The organism is Hymenobacter coalescens (assembly GCF_054783195.1).
Genome location: NZ_BAAGRA010000007.1, coordinates 96,882 through 114,916, shown reverse-complemented (window position 1 = coordinate 114,916; position 18,035 = coordinate 96,882). Strand labels below are relative to the sequence as shown.

Below are 18,035 nucleotides of genomic sequence, written 5' to 3'. Positions count from 1 at the left end.
TCAAAGTTCAGGAGTGCGTGAAATCCACGCGGGCACGGTTGCAGTTGAAAGCAAAAGTAACAGGACCTAGGAATTATAAAAACAATTCATAGAAAAAATCCGATGCTTTATACTGAAAATCCAGCTGGGTTACGCCGATCAAGCCCCCAGTTGAGTTTACTGCGCAAGGTGCTGAGGAAATTCACGTGATTCAACTTAATCAGTTTGGCGTCGAATGCCTCTCGCCGTACGGCTACCTGTATGCCCGCATCCACCGTCACCGAACGAGAATCGAGCGACAAGAGGAAGTTGTTGCTGCGTCCCTCAATTTCGAACGAGATGACGCTGCGGTCGGGCACAATCAGCGGCCGCACGTTGAGATTGTGGGGGCATACGGGAGCGATGATGAAATTGTTGGTATGCGGCAGCATGACCGGGCCACCACAGCTGAGCGAGTACCCGGTCGAACCCGTTGGCGTTGAGACAACTAGCCCATCCGCCCAGTAAGAGTTTAAATATTCTCCATCGATATAGGTGTGCACCACAATCATGGAGGAGGAATCCCGCTTTAGGATTGAGAATTCGTTAAGCCCAAAGTCGAGCCCATCGAACACGTCCGGATCGGTATCGGCGTGGATCAGGCTGCGGCTTTCCAGCGTGAAGTGGCCACGGAACAACGCGTCTAAGGCCTGCGGAATATCCTGGGGCGAGACGGTAGACAGAAAGCCCAAACGTCCCGTATTGATGCCCAAGATGGGTATCTGCCTGCGCCCGACGTAGGTGACCGTATCCAGCAAAGTGCCATCGCCGCCGATGCTCAGCACGAAATCGGTGCCGACTAGGTCGGCGCCGCGCTCAAATGTGCTGATGCCTTCGGGCAGGCGCAGCTGCTGGTTCAGCGCTTGGTAGAAGCCCCCCGCTACCGTAATGCGAGTTTGGCGGGCGGCGAGGTCGTCGAACAGCGCCTGCAGATGCGGCGCCATGTCAGCGTCGAAGGGTTTTCCCAAGATGGCAATGCGCATATTCGAAGGGCGGCCGCTACGGGCCCATTAGAAGGGAAACTCGGTGCGGACAAAGAAACCACTATAACCATGAATGGTGCGGGTGTACTCCAGCGTAAAAACCCGGTCGTAGTATGTAACCAAGTGTAGCCCGATGCCGCCGCTGGCTAACAAGCTATTGGGCAAACGGTTGGAAACCGGCACCGTACGCTCGGCCACGAAACCGGCATCGGCAAAGGTATTCAGGTAGATAACCAGCGGAATACGGTCGAGGCGGGGGTCTTTCAACCCGGGAATATTGAGGCGGCCGGCGTCGAACAGCCGAAGCGAAAGCCCCTGCCGCAGTATCCCGTAATGGCGGCCATCGACCACGTAGGCATCGTAACCCCGCACCAAGGCCTGCCGGAAGCCCAGGGCGTGGCTATCGGCATAGGCCAGCCGACGCGACAGGCGTACCCGGCCTTGTACTCCGGTGTTGGCGTAGAAACCGTGCCCCAGGTCGAAGTAGCGGGTGTAGGTAAGCAGGGCAGTAGTCATAGGCGCACCGGCCGACTCCAGGAAGAAGCGCTGGGCCAAGCTAGCCTGCAGAAACGAGCCCGCGAGCGGGTAAGCAAACGTGTTGCGCCGGTTGAGTGTGCGGCTCAGCACGACATCGACATAGGCCCGCTGGGTAGCGCCGAGAAAATACTCCGGGTTGCGCTGCCGCACGGAGTCGGTGATGCGCTCCTGAAAGTAAAAGCCTTCCAGCGTGGTGAGGCGCTGCACGGTGCGACGCCACCGCAGGCCGCCGGTCACATACCAACGCCGGATGGGAAAATTATCATCGGCACTGTAGGCGTAAAGCCGGTCATTAAAAGTCCGGTAGTCGAGGGCCCGCGTCTGATACAGCGAGGCACCCGCTGAAAGGCCAATGCGGTGCCGCCCCAGGTTAGGCGTAATGTAGAACAGCTCGTACTTGCGGTTGAAACCCAGCTGCAGGTTACCATACAGCTGTTCGTTGCGCCCACGGAAGTTGTTGCGCACCAAATGGATGCCGTAATCGATGCGGCGCCACCGGTCGGGCCGTTCCTGCCAAGACCGGAAGTTGCGGTCGGCCAATGAGAAAATGGGTACTGGGAAGGTGTACCACCGCTCCTGCACGCTGAAGAGCACAATCAACTCGCCGTTGCGGCAGGTTGCCTGCACGTTGACCTGGTTGAACAGCTGCAGGTTGAACAGCCGGCGTCGGTTCAGCTCCAAACGCCGCGCCACGGTAGCGGTGCTGAGCGAGTCTCCCTCGTGCAGGTCCAGTTCGGCGCGGAGCACCCGCTCCTTGGTGACTTCATTGCCCACGAAGAGAATCTGCGCGAGGCGCAGCTGCTCGTAACCGGGGCATTGGCCTTGCAGCAGGCTGTCGAGGACCGGGCGTCGTAGCGAATCGGGCGCCCCCACCGCGACACGAGGTACGGTTACGCCCAAGCTTTGATTTCGCCCCCACCCCGCTGAAACCGCCGTCAGCCACAGCCCGACGACGAGCAAACCCACGCGCACTGCTACAGGCTCAGGTAACGCAGCAGCGCGTCGAGGCGGTCCTGGTCGGTTTCGTTTATTTCGCCCGCGCCGCTGAACTGCGCCGTGATTACGTAGCCGAAGCGCTCCAGCGTGGCCACGATACGGTTCAGGTTGCTGGTGTTAATCTTGAGGGTCAACCGGATGCGGCGAGGGTCGTCGGCATCTTCCGACACGTGGGCACTGAGCACCTTGGCACTGTTTTCCTCGATGTAGCGGCTGATCTGGCTTAGGGAGTAGTCACGTTCTTCCAGGGCCAGCACGATGATGCCGTTTTCGCCGGCGCTGCCCGGCGTCTGCCCGAAGGCCGCCAGGGTGTCGCCCACCGTCACCACGCCCAGGTACTCGCGCTGATCATCGAGCACAGGTATCAGCTGCACCTTGTTGCGAATCGCCAGCTCCATCACCGTGTAGAAGTGCTGGTCGCGCTGCACGTGCACGTCGGAGTATCCGAAGGGCACGGTGGACAGCAGCTGTTCGGGGTCGGCAGCTACGTCGATCAGGTCGGCTTCGGTAATCATGCCCCGGTACTGGCGGTTCTGCACCACCGGCAGCTGATCCACGTGGAATTCCTCCAGCCAGCGCGCCGCCTTCCCGGCGGAGTCTGACACTTTCAGCGGCGGAATCATCTGGTTGAGCAAGTCTTCAGCGAGCATCGAATGCATGGCGGCTCGGGGTAAGCAGTGGAAAACAGGGTCGCACCCTATAGAAGCGACGACGGGCCGCTGAGGTTGCACGCGCTGACCGGCAGCCGCAGCGGCTCCCGGCGGGGCTGTCCGAAACTACGAGGCAACGAGCAGATTTGCTACGCGGTGGCGGCGGGCTGGCCGGCGGCAGTGGGCTTTACGGCAGGCATCAAAAACTGATGCAGCAGGCGGTTAAATGCCTGGGGGCGCTCCATCATCGGGGCGTGGCCGCAGCGGTCGAGGAAGTGCAGCTCGGCGTTGGGCAGCAGGCGCTGAAAATCGTGCGCGACGACCGGCGGGGTAATCGTATCGTTCAGGCCCCAGATCAGGAGGACGGGTACCTGGATCTTGCCGAGGTCCTTGGTGAGGTTGTGCCGCTGAGCCGAACGCGCAATAGCAATGATACGCAGACACTTAGCATTGGAATTGGTGACATCAAACACCTCGTCCACCAGTTCCTGGGTCGCTATTTTAGGGTCGTAGAACGTGTAGGCCACCCGTTCCTGCACGTAGCCGTAATCGCCGCGCCGGGGGAAGGAACCGCCCATGCTGTCCTCGAACAGCCCGCTGCTGCCCGTCAGCACCAGGCGTGCTACCCGGGCGGGGTTGCGCAGCGTGTACACCAGCGCCACGTGGCCGCCGAGGGAGTTGCCGAGCACCACGGCCGGTTGCGTGAGGCCCATGGCTTTGGTGAAGTCTTCGACGAACTCGACCAGCCCCGAAATGCCGGCGCGGGTGAGCGGCAGGTCGTACACCGGGAGCATGGGAATAATCACGCGGTGCGTGCGCGAAAACTCATCGACCACGCCTTGCCAGTTGCTCAGCGCGCCGAACAGGCCGTGCAACAGCAGCAGGATTTCGCCCTGGCCTTCGTCGACGTACTTAAATCCGTTGTGCTGCTTGATCTGCAATTCCATCGTGGTTATTCTGCGCCGTGGGCGGAGCCGCAGGGGCGGCCCGATCCGTGCAATGATACGCAACAATCCGGACCCAATTGCGCAGCAAAGCCATGCCGCAGGTGGTTAGCAAGGCTTCGGGGTGAAACTGCACGCCGTAGAGTGGCAGGGTACGGTGACGTAGCGCCATTAGTTCGGCATGGGCATCGGCAGTGTGGGCGAGGGGCAGCAGCTCGGCCGGCAAGCGGCTTAGCACCAACGAATGATAGCGCGTTACCGGCATGTGCGGCGGCAGCTCCTCGAACAGCGCTTCGGCCTGCTGGCTCAGCACAATATCGGATACCTTGCCGTGCATGGGCCGGGCCGCCCGCTGCAGCTCCGCTCCGAAAAACTCGCCCAGTGCCTGATGCCCCAGGCACACGCCCAGCACCGGCACGCGCGCGTGGACTTCCCGCAGCAGGTCCATCATCACGCCGGCCGCCCGCGGCGCACCCGGCCCCGGCGAGAGCACCACCGCATCGAAGTCGAGGGCCAGCAGATCGGGCAGCGGCGTGTCGTTGCGGCGCACCACCACCTCGACCCCGAGCTGCTGGAAGTAGTCGAGCAGGTTGTAGGTAAACGAGTCGAAGTTGTCGAGCAGCAGCAGGCGCATCGGAGGAATGGTCAAATGGCTTGATGGTTAAATGGCTGGCCGTTCTGGCGAATCGTTGAACGACCAGCCATTTAACCATTTAGCCATTTAGAACACGTTCCGCAAAGTGCTCAGCAGCTCACTAGCAAATGGCATTACCACGCTCATCACATTCAGGGCTACCGGCGTAGCCTCCTGCACGATGGGCAGCACCATAGAATCCTGCACTAGCTCCCGGCCCAGCGGCAGGCCGGCCAAACCGGTGGCATATAGCAGCAGGCTGAGCCCGAGCACCCACTTGAGCACCCCGGCCGCCCCGCCCAGCAGGTTGTCGAGCATGCCCAGCGGGGTGAGGTGCACCATGCTTTTGAGCAGGCCGCCCGCCAGGTGCACGCCCCAGGCGATGAGAGCAAACACCAGCAGGAACGACACGAGCGGCAGCATGCCAAAGGCCTCGCCCACGTAGTGCCGCACCAGCGGAATGGCCGTGCCGAGCAGCTTCAGCCCACCAACGACGCCGAGCACAAAGGCCACCAGGGAGGCTACCTCCAGTACAATGCCGCGCCGGAAGCCTTTCACGGCCCCCACGGCGAGGGGCATCAGCAAGAGCAGGTCGAAGCCGGACACTGTTATAGGTGATTAGGTGATTGAGGGATTAGGTAATTAGGTCTCGGGCGCGTGAACGGCACTCAATCACCTAATCACTCATTAGAAATTGGTATTGTTCAGCAGCAGGCTCACCGTCTGCGAAATGGCTTTGCCATCGGCCTGCCCCGACAGCTCGCGGGCGGCTACGCCCATCACCTTGCCCAGGTCCGAGGGGCCGGTGGCGCCCACGCGGCGGATGATTTCGACGAGGCGCTCGGTCAAATCGGCTTCGGAGAGTTGGGCCGGCAGGTATTCCTCAATGATGGCCAGCTCGGCCAGCTCAATTTCTTCCAGGTCGGAGCGGAACTGCTGCTGGTAGGTTTCGGCGGCTTCGCGGCGCTGCTTGGCGGCTTTGTTGAGCAGCTTCAGCTCGGTGTCGGGCGTGATGCTGCCGTGGGCTCCTTCGGCGGTTTCGGCCAGCATGATCTGCGATTTGATGCTGCGCAGCGCGGTCAGGCGCACTTTGTCCTTAGCCAGCATGGCCTTTTTGATATCGGTGTCGATGCGCTCTTTCAGGGTCATAGGAGAGATATGAAATGGGATGGTGGTGAAATGATGAGTTCGATGTTTTGGTGGAGCAAGTTGCCGGGCAACTCACCATTTCACCACCACACCAACTCACCACCGCGGCCCACGCCCGATATTTGGGGCGGCGGCTGCGTAAACGGCAAAAATCCGCTAAATCTGCGATTCATGACGAAGCTAAGCGTAAACATCAACAAAATTGCCACGCTGCGGAACGCCCGCGGCCACAACCGCCCCGATGTGCTGCAGGCGGCCCGGGACTGTGAGCGGTTTGGTGCGCAGGGCATCACGGTGCACCCGCGCCCCGACGAGCGGCACATCCGCTACCAAGACGTGCGCGACCTGAAGGCCGTGGTGACCACCGAGCTGAACGTAGAGGGCAACCCCACCCCCGATTTCTTAGCCCTGGTGCGTGAGGTGCGCCCCGAGCAGGTGACGCTGGTGCCCGACGCGCCCGACGCCATTACCTCCAACGCGGGTTGGGACACGGTGCGCCACCAGCAGCTGCTCACGGGTATCGTGCAGGAGCTTAAGTCAATGGGTTGCCGCGTGAGCATTTTCCTCGACCCGGACTTGGAAATGGTGAAGGCCGCCGTAGGCACCGGCACCGACCGCATCGAGCTGTACACCGAGGCCTACGCCTCCGGCTACCACCACGACCGCGAAGCAGCCGTAGCGCCCTACCGCGCCGCCGCCGCGCTGGCCCGGCAATTGGGCCTGGGGGTAAACGCCGGCCACGATCTTGACCTCGACAACCTAGCCTACCTGCAGCAGCAGCTACCGGGCCTGGAAGAAGTCAGCATCGGCCATGCCCTCATCTGCGACGCACTCTACCTGGGCCTGGAAAACACCATTCAGCAGTACCTGCGGCAGTTACAGTAAGTGAAGAATGAGGAAGGAAGAAGGACGAATAGCAGGCCTTCTTCTTCTCTTATTCATCCTTTATCATTCGTCCTTCTTCCTTCCCCGCCGTGCCCCGTCTTTCCCTCCCCGACTTTCTTTCCGGCCCGGCCGATGCGCCCATTTTTGATGCGCGCGCCCCGCTGGAGTACGCCCAGGGGCACATCCCCGGGGCCGTGAGCTTCCCCATTTTCTCCGACGACGAGCGGGCTCAGATTGGCACTACCTATAAGCGCGTCAACCCGGACCGGGCGGTGCTGCTGGGCTTGGACTTCTTCGGGCCGAAGATGGGCCAGATGGTGAAGACCGCGCAGAAGCTGGCTCCGGGCAAGGAGGTGCGCCTGCACTGCTGGCGCGGCGGCATGCGCTCGGGCGCCATGCAGTGGCTGCTGGAGCTGGCCGGCTTCAAAGTTCACCTGCTCGACAAAGGCTACAAGGACTACCGCCGCTGGGCGCTGGCGCAGTTTGAGCAGCCGCAGCCGCTGGTCGTGCTCGGCGGGCTCACCGGCTCGGGCAAAACCGACGTGCTGCACGCCCTGGCCCGCCGGCAGCAGGCCGTGCTCGACCTCGAAGGCCTGGCCAGTCACAAGGGCTCCTCATTCGGCGCCATCGGGCTGCCGGCCCAGCCCACCACCGAGCAGTTCGAAAACGAGCTGGCCTGGGCGCTGAGCCAGACTCCGGCCGGCACCACGCGCCTGTGGGTGGAGGACGAAAGCCGGACCATCGGGGCGGTGGCCGTGCCGGCGGGCTTGTACGGACAGATGCAGCAGGCGCCGCTGGTGGTGCTGGAGGTGCCGCGCGCGGTGCGGGTGCAGAAGTTGGCCGAGGAGTACGGCCGCCACGACCCGGCCGCGCTGGCCGCCGCCATCCTGCGTATCCGCAAGCGCCTGGGCGGGCTGGCCACCAAGGAAGCCATGGGCGCCATCGGGGAAGGCGACATGGAAAAGATGGTGACGCTGGTGCTCGACTACTACGACCGTACCTACGCGCACGGCCTCGAAGGCCGCCCCGTGCTGCTGCGCGTGCCCACCGACACCTGCGACCCGGAAACCAACGCCGACCGGGTGCTGGCGGCGTTGCCCACGGTGGGACAAGCGCTGCCACAGCCAGCTGACCCAGCATGATACCTGTCCTGCGCGTGGCGCGCCCCACCAACGACCTCACCGCCCTACTACCCTTCTACCGCGACGGAATCGGCTTCGAGGTTATCGGCGCCTTTCACGACCACGCCGGCTTCGATGGGCTGATGCTGGGCCACCCGCAGGCCCCCTACCACCTAGAGTTTACCACGGAGCGCGTCCAGCCGACCGGCGGCGCGCCCTCGCCCGAGCACCTGCTGGTGTTCTACTTGCCCGATGCTGATGCGTGGCAGGCCGCCGTGAAGCGGATGCAAGCGGCTGGCTTTGCGCCCGTGCCGGCCCGCAATCCGTACTGGGACCAGCACGGCCTGACCTTTCAGGACCCCGACGGCTACCGCGTGGTACTGCAGCGAGCCGCCTGGGAGCGGTAACTTTGTTTGCCCCGCGCTGGTTTTATGCCCCCGCCGACTTTGACTACTATGGCTTCTTCCCCTGCTTCCACTTCCGCCGTCGATACCGAGGCTATTCGCCTGACCCAGTACAGCCACGGTGCCGGCTGCGGCTGCAAAATCGCGCCGGCCGTGCTCGACCAGATCCTGCACACCACCGTGCCGCAGCAGCCCGACGCCCGCCTACTCGTCGGCAATGCCTCCCGCGATGACGCGGCCGTGTACGACCTGAGCACCGGCCAGGCGCTCATCAGCACCACCGACTTCTTCATGCCCATCGTCGACGACGCGTACGACTTCGGGCGCATCGCGGCGGCCAACTCTATTTCGGACGTGTACGCCATGGGCGGGCGGCCGGTACTGGCCATTGCCATCCTGGGCTGGCCTATCGATAAGCTGGCCCCCGAAGTTGCCCGTCGGGTGATTGAGGGCGGGCGCAGCATCTGCGCCGAGGCCGGCATTGCCCTGGCCGGCGGCCACAGCATCGATTCGCCCGAGCCCATCTTCGGGCTGGCCGTGAACGGCCTCGTGGACATTCGGCACCTGAAGCGCAACGACACCGCCACCGAGGGCTGTCTACTGTACCTGACCAAGCCGCTGGGCGTAGGTATGCTCACCACGGCCCAGAAAAAAGGCCTGCTGCGCGACGAAGACGCCCAGCTGGCGCCCCAGCAGATGATGCAGCTTAACAAGCTTGGCGAACCGCTCGGCCGCCTGGCGGAAGTCAAAGCTATGACCGACGTGACGGGCTTTGGGCTGCTCGGTCACCTGGCCGAAGTGGCCGAAGGGAGCGGGCTGACGGCGGAAGTGGATTTTGCCGCCGTACCGCGCATCCTGGCCGCCGAGCACTACCGCCAGCAGAATGCCATTCCGGGCGGTACGCACCGCAACTGGGGCTCGTACGGCCACAAGATTGGCACCATCACCGAGGAGCAGCGCCACTGGCTCTGCGACCCGCAGACCTCGGGCGGCCTGCTCGTGTGCGTGACGCCGGCAGGCCGCGCGGCCGTGGAGGCGCTGCTGCGCGAGGCCGGGGTGCCGGCCGAGCCGTTTGGCCGCCTGCGGGCCCGCCGCTCGGCCCAGGAGCCGGCCATCGTCGTCGGGTAGGTGCGGCGGCTGCTCGTTCCGCTGCTGCAGCTGGTGGTAGCCGTGGGCGCGGCCAGCTGGCTGCTGCAGTGGGTGCTCCGGCTGTTCGGCCGGCAGCGCACCGTGTTTCAGGTCACGTACTGGCGCGGGGTGTACCTGCTAATTTGGCCGCTGGCCAGCCTGTCGGTGGCGCTGCCGCTGCTGCGGCCGCTGCTGGTGGGGCCGGTGCGCTGGTGGGAAGTGGCCTTGTTCGGGGTGCTGTTTGCGGTGGTGCTGGGCTTTGCCCTGCCCAGCCTGCTGCTGCACCTGCAGTACTACCGCCGCAACCGTCGCACCACCCTGCTTTTTGAGCCCAAGCGCAATTTCCTAGAAGTCTACGAAGGAGCCAGTCAGGTATCTTTTCAGCGGGCCGACATCCGGGAGGTGGAGTACGGCCGCTGCCGCGCCCGCCGCGCCTTCTGGAGCAATTACGAGTACCTGCGCCTGCACCTGCACGACGGCCGCCGCGTGGAGTTGACTTCCCTGCTTACGGATTTGCGGCCGCTGGCGGAGTTTCTGCGCCACACCCAGCTGCGCCCCGCGTGGCGCTGGTTCTGCTGGCTCTGAGCCGGGGCGGCTGCCGAAACCTGCCGGGGCCTGCTTATCTTGAACCCGCCCTTGGGCCCTCGACTCCGCTTACTCCCACACCTATTGCCCTACATGCGGTGGATTCCGCTCTGGTTGCTCCTGCTGGGGAGCGTGCTGCCGGCACGCGCCCAGGATACGCTTGCCGTCACGCGGCTGCGGGAGCACCTACGCACCCTTCCCGCCGATACCAGCCGCGTCCGGGCCCTTACCCAGCTCTGCTACGCGCTCCACGACCGGGCCCCCACCCGCGCCCTGCCCTACGGGGAGCAGGCCGTCGCCCTGGCCCGCCGCCTGGCCGACCGGCCCGGCCTGCTGCATGCCCTGCTTACCCTCGGCAGCTGCTACGCCAACTTATCCGACGGCCCCCAGGCCCTGCGGCTGCAGCAGGAAGCCCTGACCCTGGCCCAGCGCCTGCGCCACGCCGACGGCATCGTGCGCGGCTACGCCGGCATGGGCAGCATTCACCACGAGCGCAGCGACACGACCAGCGCCCTGCGCAACTACCGCCTGGCCCTGACCCACGTGCAGGAGCCGGGCGTGAGCGTGCGCACCCAGCTCATGCTGTTTGGCAACCTGGGCAGCCTCTCCTTTTATATGGGTCGTCACGACGAGGGCTTGCTCTACACGCGCCGCGCCATGCAGCTGGCCCACCGCCACGGCGACCTCGCCAGCGAGTCGGTGTACGTGGGGCACCTGGGCACCTACTACCTGGGCCTGGAGCGCTACGACGTGGCCGAGGGCCTGCTGCGCAAAGCCTTGACTCTGAGCGAGGCATCGAACAACCCGAGGGTGCAGACCAGCCAGCTCGTGCTGCTGGCCACGGCCCTGCTGTTTCGCGACCAGCTCGACGAAGCCGGGGAGTTGGCCCGCCGCGCCCTGCAGCTGGCCCGGCGCATTGTTTACCCCGAACGCGTGCTCGACGCCTACGACCTGCTGGCCAACATCAACGCCAGCCAGCACAATTTTGAGCAGGCGTACGAGTGGCGGCAGCGGTACGTAGGGCTGAACGATACGCTCAACAGCCGTGCCCGTCTCAGCACGCTCTCGGCCCTGCAGGCCCGCTACGAAACACGCACCAAGGAAAACCAGATTCGCCTGCTCACGCAACGCTCGCAGCTGCAGCAGCTGCGCAACCGCGAGCTGTGGGCCGTGGTGGGCACTCTGCTGCTGGGCCTGACGGGCGTAGGCGCGCTGACCTGGAAGCTGCGCCGCAGCCGCCAGGCCCTGGCCGCTAACCACGCCGCGCTGGAGCAAGCCAACGCCGCGACCCGCCAGCTGGCGTCCAGCAAAGACCGCCTCTACTCCATCGTGGCCCATGATCTGCGGGGCCCGGTCACCTCCTTCGTCGGCGTGACGGAGCTCATCGACTTCTACCTGCGCACCGGCGACGAGGAAGGCCTGCGGCGCCTGCCCGAACAGGTGCGGCAGTCGGCCCAACACCTCAACGGACTGCTCGACAACCTGCTGAACTGGGCTGTAAGCCAGACCGGGGAGCTGGCGTTCGAGCCGCAGAACTTGGCGCTGCCCGAGTTGCTGCAGGAGGCCGTAGAGCTGCACCAGAGCGCCGCGCAGGCCCGCCAGATTGCCCTTTCGGCCGCGGTGCCGGAGGGCATGAGCGCCTGGGCCGACGCGCACATGACGCGCACCGTGCTGCGCAACCTCATCGGCAACGCGCTGCGCTTTACCCCGCGCGGCGGCCTGATCCGCCTCGGCGCCGTCCGGGCCGGCTCGGCCGATGAAGTACTGGTAACGGTGACCGACACCGGCGCGGGCATGACCGCCGAGCAGGTGCAGGCGCTGCTGCACCCGACGCGGGTACTGGCCCGGCACCAGAATGGGCATACCCGCTCGGGCACCGGCCTCGGGTGGCCGCTCTGCCAGGCCTTCGTGCAGCGGCAGGGAGGCCACCTCGACATCCACAGCCAGCCCGGCACCGGCACCACGGTGCAGTTCACGCTGCCGCTGGCGCGGAGCTGATTGGCTGCTGACACCCCGTTCCGACGGCGTTTAGCGCCGGTTTCCGACCTTTGCCACCATGCTACAGCTTCACTACCGCGAGCAGGGCCAGGGCCGGCCGCTGGTCATCCTGCACGGCCTCTTCGGCACCCTCGACAACTGGCAGACGCTGGCCCGCCGCTGGGCCGAGCAGTTTCGCGTCATCATGGTGGATTTGCGCAACCACGGCCGCTCGCCCCACGCCGCGGAGCACAGCTACGCGCTGATGGCCCAGGACGTGCTCGGCCTTTTCGACCAACTTCAGCTTGGATCTGATACGACCCTGATGGGCCATAGCATGGGCGGCAAGGTGGCCATGCGCTTCGCCCTCGACCACCCCGAGCGGGTCGCCAAGATTGTCGTCGTGGACATTGCGCCGCGGTTCTCCGACATGGAACACCAGGACGACGTCATTGAGGGCCTCAATGCCCTGGATTTTTCCGCCATCGACAACCGTCAGCAGGCCGATGACGCGCTGGCCCGGCACATTCGGCAGTCCGACGTGCGCCAGTTTCTGCTCAAAAACCTGTACCGCCGCGAGGACAACTCCTTTGCCTGGCGCATCAACCTGCCGGTGCTCACGGCTGGCTTGGCGGCCTTGGGCGAAGAAATTACCGCTGAGCAGCCTTTTCTGAAGCCCGCCCTGTTTATCCGCGGCGGCAAGTCGGATTACGTCAGCGCCGAAGACAAGCTGCACGGCATCCCGGCCCTCTTCCCCAACTCGCAGGTGGAAACCGTGCTTGACGCCGGCCACTGGGTGCACGCCGAAAAGCCGGAAGAGGTATTTGGCCTCGTGTCGGCTTTCACCGCCAGCTGATCGGCGCGGCGGCAACAGCCCGGTGCACTTGGTTCAGGGTTCATCTTTCGTCTCTATTCTTCTTCTCTGCTTGAAACCCGGCACGCTTTACCTCATTCCCACAGTGCTGGCCGATGATACGGCCGCGCTGGTACTACCGGCGCAGGTGCCGGCCCAGGTAGCGGCGCTCCGTTATTTCCTGGTCGAAAACGCCCGCACGGCTCGGCGCTTTATCAAGCAGGTAGCGCCCGCGCAGGTAATTGAGGAGCTGCGCCTTACCGTTATCGACAAAGACTCGAGCGACGCGCAGGTGCGGGCCGCACTGCAGCCGGTGCTCCAGGAAGGCTTGGACGCCGGCGTGCTGTCGGAGGCGGGCTGCCCGGGCATTGCCGACCCCGGCGCGCTGCTGGCCCGCGAGGCGCACCGCGTGGGCGTGCGGGTAGTGCCGCTGGTGGGGCCGTCGTCGCTGCTGCTGGCGCTGATGGGCTCGGGCCTGAACGGGCAGAGCTTTGCGTTTCACGGCTACCTGCCCATCGAGCGGGCCAAACGCGTGGCCGCGCTGAAGCAGCTGGAACGCAACGCCCAGACCCAGCACCAGACGCAGCTGTTTATCGAAACGCCCTACCGCAACGGGCAGTTATTGGAAGACCTGTTGGCTACGCTGCAGCCGGGTATGCGCCTTTGCATCGCCGCCAGCCTGACGGCTCCGAACGAGTACCTGCGCACCGATACTGTAGCCGGCTGGAAAGGCAAGCTGCCGGATATCCACAAACAGCCGGCGGTATTCCTGATCGGAACGTAGCCCTTTGCGGCGCGCTACTTCATGACCTGGTACACGAGCAAGGACAGTACATAAGCCAGTCCTGTCATGTATACCAGTTGCAGCAGCGGCCAGGTCCAGCCTTTGGTTTCGCGGTAGGTGGTGGCCAGGGTGCTCACGCATTGCATAGCAAAGACGTAAAACACCAGCAGCGAAGCGGCGCGGGCCGGCGTGAAGAACGGCTGGCCGTTCTCGTCTTTCTCAGCCCGCAGTTTTTCCTGCACGGTGCTCATGTCCGCATCCTGTCCCACGCTGTAGATGGTGGAAATGGTGCCCACAAACACCTCCCGGGCGGCAAACGAGGTCAGCAGCGCAATGCTCACTTTCCAGTCGAAGCCCAGGGGCCGCACGGCGGGCTCGATGCTGCGGCCAAACACGCCGGCGTAGGAGTTTTCCAGCTTGTGCGCGGCAATCAGGTTTTCGGTCTGCTCGGGCGTCAGTTGCTGCCGGGTGGCCTCAATGCGGGCCTGCTGCTCGGCCTGCTGCAGGGCATTGCCGGGACCGTAGGAAGCCAGCACCCACAGCAGCACTGAAATGGCCACGATGACCTTACCGGCCTGAAACACAAAAGCCTTGCTCTTCTCGATGATGGTCAGCCCCACGTTTTTCCAGCGCGGCCAGCGGTACACCGGAAACTCCATGATGAAGAAGCTGCGCTCCTTGGCTTTGAGCACCACCTTGAGCGCCCAGGCCGAAAGCACCGCCGACACGAAGCCCAGCAGGTACAGCCCCATCAGCACCACGCCCTGCATGTTGAAAATACCCAGCACGTTCTCATCGGGCACCACCAGGGCCACCAGCACCGTGTATACCGGAATACGGGCCGAGCACGACATCAGCGGCACCACGAAAATGGTAATGATGCGGTCCTTCCAGTTCTCGATGGTGCGCGTGCTCATGATGGCCGGCACGGCGCAGGCCATGCCCGAAATCAGCGGCACCACGCTCTTGCCGTTCAGCCCGAACTTGCGCATGATGCGGTCCATCATGAAGGTGACGCGCGCCATGTAGCCCGATTCCTCGAGCACGGCAATGAAGGCAAAGAGCAGGGCAATCTGCGGAATGAACATCAGCACCCCGCCCAGCCCGGCGATGATGCCGTCGGAAAGCAGGTCGATCAGCGGACCTTCGCCCAGGCTTTTCACCTGCCCACCCAGCCAGGCCACGCCTTGGTCGATGAGGTCCATGGGGTACTCCGCCCAGGCAAAAATGGCCTGAAAGAGCAGGAACAGAATGCTCAGGAAAATCAGGTAGCCCCAGACCTTGTGGGTGAGTATCCGGTCGAGCTTGTTGCTGGCCGACTCGTTTTTTTCCGCCCGGGTGACGCGCACCACGTCGAGCAGCAGCTCCGAGATGCGAGCGTACCGGTCGATGGTTTCCTGCGCCTGCAGGCTGATCGAGTCGAACTTGTACTGCTCGCGCAACTCGGCCAAATAAGCCCGGTCGTCGGCCGAGAGAAACTTCAGCCGGTCGCCCTGGTGGGCGTAGTGCAGCGCCAGGTAGTCATTGTGCAGGTTGAAGTAGTAGCGAATCTGCCGGATCATCGGCAGCAGCTCCTCCGAGGGTTCGTAGAACGTTTGGGTGGGCGGCCCAAGCTCCTGCGCCATCACAATCTTGAGGGCCGTCACGCCCACGCCCTTGCGGGCATTCATGGGAATGATGGGTACGCCCAGCTGCCGCTGCAGCTCCGCCACGTCGATCTGGACGCCGTGCTGCTCGGCTGTATCCATCATGTTCAGGGCCAGCACCATAGGCAGCTGCAGGTCGGCCAGCTGGGTAAACAGCAGCAGGTTGCGCTTCAGGTTCGACGCGTCGGCTGTTACCACCACAAAATCGGGGTAGCCGTCGGCGCCCTGGTCGTAGAGCAGGTCGGTGATGACCTTCTCGTCGAGGCTCTTGGGATACAGCGAGTAGGTGCCGGGCAGGTCGATGATGTCGGCCCGGTGCTGGGGTGTGAGCTGGGCCGAACCGGTTTTGCGGTCCACCGTTACGCCCGGAAAGTTGCCGACCTTCTGATTCAGGCCCGTGAGCTGGTTAAACAGCGAGGACTTGCCCGAGTTGGGGTTGCCGATCAGCGCAATGCGCGTGTGGCGCTCCGCCGTTGGCAAAGCTGCCGCTACCTGCCCCTGTTGGGGCTCATCTACCACCGCCGCACGCGCCATTCCTTCAGGTTAGTCTTTCAGCATGATCGTAGCCGCCTCGCTCACCCGCAACGACAGCGTGTACTCCCCGTCCACGTGCAGGGTGATGGGGCAGCCCAGCGGCGCGCGGCCGTTGAGCGTCACGCGCGTACCCGGAATGCACCCCATTTCCAGGAGCTTGAGCGCCATTTCGGGGTCTTTGAGGCAGCAGATGGTACCCGTTTCGCCGAGGCGCAGGTCCTTGACACTGCGGGGCGTCGTGGCGGAAGCAAGGGTGGGTGCAGGCACGGGTGGAGCGGGTTATTTAGACAAGCTATAAACAAAGGTACGATCCACAAAGGTTTCTGCCAACATCACACCTTTTTACTAAGCCGTTAGCACTTACCCCGTTCGGAATTGCATTCTTATAAATATTCTTAGTGGACTTGCAATTACCCGACTGCTGGCTTGTATTTTTGAGGGTATAATCCACCGCTTATGCTCAGACGCTTACTTTTTTTCGTTGCGCTAGGTTGGTTGCTTCCGCAGTTGGCTAGTGCGCAGGATAACCGCATTACGGGCCGCGTGGTTGACGCCAAGACCAAAGAGCCCATTCCTTTCGCCTCCATCGGCCTCCGAGAAGAGCAAACCGGCGCGTTGACCAACGAGTACGGCTTCTTCCAGATGGCCAAGCCCGAGAAAGCCACGCAGGACTCCCTGATCGTGCAGGCGCTGGGCTACTTGCGCAAAGCCGTGGCGGTGAAGAAGACCGACAAGCTCGAAGACCTCATCATCGAGGTGGAAAAGCGCAACATCGTGCTGAAGAACGTGGAAGTTACGGCCGGCAAGGTGAAGGCCAGCGACATGGGCGCCCGCAACAACAACCCGGGTGAAGGCATGATTCAGGGCATGCCCGGCAGCCAGTACGCCTTTTTTGTGAAAAACGAGAAGGGCAAAAAGCTCGGCATGATCCGCACCGTGTCGTTCTACATCGGGGAACATGGCTTCCCGAAGGAGCCGTTCCGCGTCCGCATCTACAAGAACGACGGCGACTACAACGCGCCCAACACCGACCTGCTCACGGAGAACGTGGTGGTGTCGGCCCCGGGCGGTGGCCAGTGGTTTACCGTTGACATGACGCCTTACAACATTCCCGCCCCCGACGAAGGATTCTTCGTGGCCATGGAGTGGATTGTATCGGGCGATAAGTTCTACACCACGAACTTCATGGACAACTACACACCCTACGGCCAGATCATGCGCCCGACCTTTGAGTTCAAGGAAAGCCGTACCTGGACGTATTCCATGGGCAAGGGCTGGAGCCTGATTACGATGTCGAACGGCTCGGGCCTGCGCTACAACGCCATGATCAAGGCCGAAGTAGACGTGTATAAGTAAAGGGTTGACTGCTGTTTGTGGATTGTTTTTCGACAACAACAGCCACAACTAAAAAGGCCGACCCATCTGGGTCGGCCTTTTTAGTTGGTCGAGCCTTGCCGGGCGCCGGAGACGGTTTTACTATCCCGCCATCCGACCATCAACAGTCAGCAGTCAGCAGTCAGCAATCAATCAGCTGTTCCGCACCACGATTTCGACGCGGCGGTTTTGCTGGCGGCCGGCGGCAGTGGCGTTGGAAGCGGCCGGTGCCGCTTCGCCCATGGGCTGCAGGCTCACGCGCGCGGCCTCGATCTTGCCGTTCTGCACCAGCCAGTTTTTCACGGCTTCGGCGCGCTGGGCGCTCAGCTCACGGTTGTAGTTTTTGTCGCCGCGCGAGTCGGCAAAGCCCCGGATCTGCACTTGCTTGCCGCCGAAGCGCTTGCCGATGGAGCCCGTGATTTGCTCGAGCGTGGTTTTGGCCGTGGGCTTCAGCTCGCTCTTATCAGTGTCGAAGAACACGGTTTCATCCACGGAATACACGCTGTAGCGCTCGTTGCCGCGCACGGTCACGTCCGTGGACGTCACCTCTTCGTAGCGGGCGGCGGGCAGGTCGGCATCCACGTCCCAGTTATCGACGGCGTTGGCGGCGGTGCTGGCGGCAGCGCCGGCGGCATCGGCAGCCGTCTGGCCGTCGCGGTACACTACGGCGGTGTCCTGGGTCGCCTCCTGGGGTTCGTCTTTGGCTTGGGGCTTGTTGAGCCCGTCGCAGGCGGCCAGCGTCAGCGTGAGGGCGGTGAGGGGGAGCAGGTGTTTGACCATGGCGGAAAAAGGGAAAGGGAGAACAAGCGCGGTATACGCGCTTGTTCTCCCCC

19 protein-coding genes are annotated in these 18,035 nt (G+C 63.5%); 9 read left to right on the top strand and 10 right to left on the bottom strand.

Translation table 11 applies throughout. The annotated features are described in order from the left end of the window. Positions 1 to 107: 107 nt before the first annotated feature. The 7 genes from ACYVKQ_RS06075 to ACYVKQ_RS06045 form a co-directional block, all read right to left on the bottom strand. Entirely contained in the window at positions 108 to 1,001 is an 894-nt protein-coding gene (locus tag ACYVKQ_RS06075) for a diacylglycerol kinase catalytic domain-containing protein (RefSeq protein ID WP_460576680.1), read from the bottom strand. A gap of 27 nt (positions 1,002 to 1,028) precedes the next feature. Beyond that, entirely contained in the window at positions 1,029 to 2,411 is a 1,383-nt protein-coding gene (locus ACYVKQ_RS06070; protein ID WP_460576678.1) for a BamA/TamA family outer membrane protein, read from the bottom strand. Positions 2,412 to 2,512: 101 nt separating this feature from the next. Further along, positions 2,513 to 3,193: a CBS domain-containing protein gene (locus ACYVKQ_RS06065; protein WP_460576676.1), complete on the bottom strand. Its 681-nt coding sequence runs from the start codon at positions 3,191 to 3,193 to the stop codon at positions 2,513 to 2,515. Positions 3,194 to 3,333: 140 nt separating this feature from the next. Further along, a complete protein-coding gene (locus ACYVKQ_RS06060; protein ID WP_460576674.1) occupies positions 3,334 to 4,131 on the bottom strand; it encodes an alpha/beta fold hydrolase in 798 nt (265 codons plus the stop codon). Continuing rightward, on the bottom strand, positions 4,097 to 4,777 hold the full coding sequence (locus ACYVKQ_RS06055; protein ID WP_460576673.1) for an anthranilate synthase component II: 681 nt from the start codon (positions 4,775 to 4,777) through the stop codon (positions 4,097 to 4,099). Before ACYVKQ_RS06055 ends, ACYVKQ_RS06060 begins: the two co-directional genes overlap by 35 nt. A 72-nt stretch (positions 4,778 to 4,849) precedes the next feature. Further along, positions 4,850 to 5,368 (bottom strand): CvpA family protein, encoded by a 519-nt coding sequence (locus tag ACYVKQ_RS06050; RefSeq protein WP_460576671.1) that lies wholly within the window; start codon positions 5,366 to 5,368, stop codon positions 4,850 to 4,852. Positions 5,369 to 5,449: 81 nt separating this feature from the next. Further along, on the bottom strand, positions 5,450 to 5,911 hold the full coding sequence (locus tag ACYVKQ_RS06045) for a GatB/YqeY domain-containing protein (RefSeq protein ID WP_460576668.1): 462 nt from the start codon (positions 5,909 to 5,911) through the stop codon (positions 5,450 to 5,452). Between the two features lie 171 nt (positions 5,912 to 6,082). Between ACYVKQ_RS06045 and ACYVKQ_RS06040 the strand changes: the two genes are divergently transcribed. The 8 genes from ACYVKQ_RS06040 (at position 6,083) to ACYVKQ_RS06005 (ending at position 13,648) form a co-directional block, all read left to right on the top strand. Next, entirely contained in the window at positions 6,083 to 6,796 is a 714-nt protein-coding gene (locus ACYVKQ_RS06040; RefSeq protein ID WP_460576667.1) for a pyridoxine 5'-phosphate synthase, read from the top strand. Between the two features lie 89 nt (positions 6,797 to 6,885). Then, positions 6,886 to 7,938, top strand: a complete 1,053-nt coding sequence (mnmH, locus tag ACYVKQ_RS06035; protein WP_460576665.1) for a tRNA 2-selenouridine(34) synthase MnmH — start codon at positions 6,886 to 6,888, stop codon at positions 7,936 to 7,938. Then, positions 7,935 to 8,324, top strand: a complete 390-nt coding sequence (locus tag ACYVKQ_RS06030) for a VOC family protein (RefSeq protein WP_460576663.1) — start codon at positions 7,935 to 7,937, stop codon at positions 8,322 to 8,324. The genes mnmH and ACYVKQ_RS06030 overlap by 4 nt, the downstream gene beginning before the upstream one ends. Before the next feature lie 48 nt (positions 8,325 to 8,372). Then, the gene (selD, locus tag ACYVKQ_RS06025) at positions 8,373 to 9,449 is read left to right on the top strand and encodes a selenide, water dikinase (RefSeq protein WP_460576661.1); all 1,077 of its coding nucleotides are present in this window, start codon (positions 8,373 to 8,375) and stop codon (positions 9,447 to 9,449) included. Then, positions 9,450 to 10,034, top strand: a complete 585-nt coding sequence (locus ACYVKQ_RS06020) for a hypothetical protein (RefSeq protein WP_460576658.1) — start codon at positions 9,450 to 9,452, stop codon at positions 10,032 to 10,034. Between the two features lie 93 nt (positions 10,035 to 10,127). Beyond that, complete coding sequence (locus ACYVKQ_RS06015; RefSeq protein ID WP_460576656.1) at positions 10,128 to 12,032, top strand: ATP-binding protein; 1,905 nt, start codon at positions 10,128 to 10,130, stop codon at positions 12,030 to 12,032. 58 nt (positions 12,033 to 12,090) lie between these two features. Next, on the top strand, positions 12,091 to 12,867 hold the full coding sequence (locus ACYVKQ_RS06010) for an alpha/beta fold hydrolase (protein ID WP_460576655.1): 777 nt from the start codon (positions 12,091 to 12,093) through the stop codon (positions 12,865 to 12,867). 70 nt (positions 12,868 to 12,937) lie between these two features. Next, positions 12,938 to 13,648, top strand: coding sequence for an SAM-dependent methyltransferase (locus tag ACYVKQ_RS06005; protein ID WP_460576653.1), 711 nt, complete (start codon positions 12,938 to 12,940; stop codon positions 13,646 to 13,648). 14 nt (positions 13,649 to 13,662) lie between these two features. Here ACYVKQ_RS06005 and feoB read toward each other — a convergent pair whose 3' ends face one another. Both feoB and ACYVKQ_RS05995 read right to left on the bottom strand, forming a co-directional pair. Further along, positions 13,663 to 15,828: a ferrous iron transport protein B gene (gene feoB, locus ACYVKQ_RS06000; RefSeq protein WP_460576651.1), complete on the bottom strand. Its 2,166-nt coding sequence runs from the start codon at positions 15,826 to 15,828 to the stop codon at positions 13,663 to 13,665. Between the two features lie 9 nt (positions 15,829 to 15,837). After that, positions 15,838 to 16,095, bottom strand: coding sequence for a FeoA family protein (locus ACYVKQ_RS05995; protein WP_460576649.1), 258 nt, complete (start codon positions 16,093 to 16,095; stop codon positions 15,838 to 15,840). Between the two features lie 240 nt (positions 16,096 to 16,335). Between ACYVKQ_RS05995 and ACYVKQ_RS05990 the strand changes: the two genes are divergently transcribed. Next, positions 16,336 to 17,184: a carboxypeptidase-like regulatory domain-containing protein gene (locus ACYVKQ_RS05990; RefSeq protein ID WP_460576647.1), complete on the top strand. Its 849-nt coding sequence runs from the start codon at positions 16,336 to 16,338 to the stop codon at positions 17,182 to 17,184. 171 nt (positions 17,185 to 17,355) lie between these two features. Here the strand turns inward: ACYVKQ_RS05990 and ACYVKQ_RS05985 are convergent, their stop codons facing one another. Continuing rightward, positions 17,356 to 17,982: an OmpA family protein gene (locus ACYVKQ_RS05985; RefSeq protein WP_460576645.1), complete on the bottom strand. Its 627-nt coding sequence runs from the start codon at positions 17,980 to 17,982 to the stop codon at positions 17,356 to 17,358. Positions 17,983 to 18,035: the final 53 nt, after the last annotated feature.